Annotated in this window: 1 protein-coding gene and 1 rRNA gene; both read left to right on the top strand. The window is 65.6% G+C overall.

Annotated elements, in window-relative coordinates:
- Positions 1-938: stage II sporulation protein M (locus MCM47_RS18020; protein ID WP_238862682.1), on the top strand; the 938-nt coding region annotated here is incomplete at its 5' end.
- A gap of 567 nt (positions 939-1505) precedes the next feature.
- Positions 1506-1966, top strand: a 16S ribosomal RNA gene (locus MCM47_RS18015); the annotation flags it as partial.

Genomic DNA, 1966 nt, shown 5'->3' with positions numbered 1-1966 from the left:
CCCGCCGGCTCACCGGCGAGGAGGCGGACGAGCTGGTCACCCTCTACCAGCGCGCCACCGGCCACCTCGCCAAGGTCCAGGCCGCCGCCCCCGACCCGACGCTGGAGGGCCGCCTGACCGGCCTGGTCTCCCGGGCCCGGGACGCGGTCACCGGAAGCCGTACCAGCGGCTGGCATGACATCGCCCGCTACTACGCGGTGAGCTTCCCGGCCGCGCTCTACCGCGCGCGCCGCTGGTGGCTGTCGGTAGCCCTCGTCTCGCTGTTCGGCACCGCCCTGATCGCCTGGTGGATGGCGAATCACCCCGAGGTCCGGAACAGCCTGGTCAGCCCGGAGGCGCTGCACCAGCTGACCATGCCCGGCGGCGAGTTCGAGGCCTACTACTCGGAGCACCCCGCGAGTTCGTTCGCGGCCCAGGTCTGGACGAACAACGCCTGGATCGCGGTGCAGTGCCTGGTCTTCGGCGTCGCGCTGGGCATTCCCGTTCTCTACGTGCTCTGGAGCAACGTCCTCAACCTCGGTGTCGGCATCGGTCTCATGGCCTCCGCCGGCCGGCTCGACGTCTTCCTCGGCCTGTTGATCCCGCACGGCCTGCTGGAACTGACCGCCGTCTTCGTGGCCGGCGGCCTGGGCCTGCGGCTGGGCTGGACCGTGATCGACCCCGGCCCTCGCACCCGGGCGACCGCGCTGGCCGAGCAGGGCCGGTCGATCGTCGGGATGGGGATCGGCCTCGCGACGGTCCTGGCCGTGGCCGGCGCCCTGGAAGCCTTCGTGACCCCGTCGGGCCTCCCCACGTGGGCGCGGATCTCGATCGGTGCGCTGGTCGAGGTGGCGTTCCTGCTCTACGCCCTCGTGTGGGGACGGAAGGCCGCGGCGACCGGGGAGACCGGCGACCTGGACGCGGCAGACCGGGCGGACCTGCAGCCGGTCGCGGCCTGAGCCGATGTGATCAACATGCCCCTGAGCTGCTACTCTTCTCGCATCCCGGCCAAACCATTGACGTGGCGAGGGTGGGCTAGTAGGTTTGAACGGTTGGGACAGGTTGGACAACGACCTGGTCCAGGCGTTAGTGTCTACGACACCGCCGAATCGAGGTGAGTGCGCTCCAAGAATGCGCACCCTCCGCGTAAGGCAAATCCCGGAACTGAGCACACCGAAAGCTTTGATAGGCTTCGGAGCGAAGTCGAAGGAAATCCCTCCAGCGGGAATTCAGAGAAACAAACGCCGGTAAGAACGGCCGCGAGGATCTGATAAGCTGGGAACACGAAAGAACGAAGCGCCCGGAGGGCCGGTGTGAAAGCCGCCTGAAGGAAGCGTCCGTTCCTTGAGAACTCAACAGCGTGCCAAAAGTCAACGCCAGATATGTTGACATCCCCGGCCTCAGATTCTCTGGGGTTGGAGATTCCTTTTGAAATAACACAGCGAGGACGCAGTGCGCGGGGCCGCCCTATTCCGGTGGTTGCCGTGCCGCTCAACGCGAGTGTGCCGCTCGATTACGAGCAAGCATTCACGGAGAGTTTGATCCTGGCTCAGGACGAACGCTGGCGGCGTGCTTAACACATGCAAGTCGAACGGTGAAGCCCTTCGGGGTGGATCAGTGGCGAACGGGTGAGTAACACGTGGGCAATCTGCCCTGCACTCTGGGACAAGCCCTGGAAACGGGGTCTAATACCGGATATGACCTTCCTCCGCATGGGGGTTGGTGGAAAGCTCCGGCGGTGCAGGATGAGCCCGCGGCCTATCAGCTTGTTGGTGGGGTAATGGCCTACCAAGGCGACGACGGGTAGCCGGCCTGAGAGGGCGACCGGCCACACTGGGACTGAGACACGGCCCAGACTCCTACGGGAGGCAGCAGTGGGGAATATTGCACAATGGGCGAAAGCCTGATGCAGCGACGCCGCGTGAGGGATGACGGCCTTCGGGTTGTAAACCTCTTTCAGCAGGGAAGAAGCGCAAGTGACGGTACC

The organism is Kitasatospora sp. A2-31, assembly GCF_022288725.1.
GTDB lineage: Bacteria > Actinomycetota > Actinomycetes > Streptomycetales > Streptomycetaceae > Kitasatospora.
This window is presented reverse-complemented; position numbering and strand designations above follow the sequence as displayed.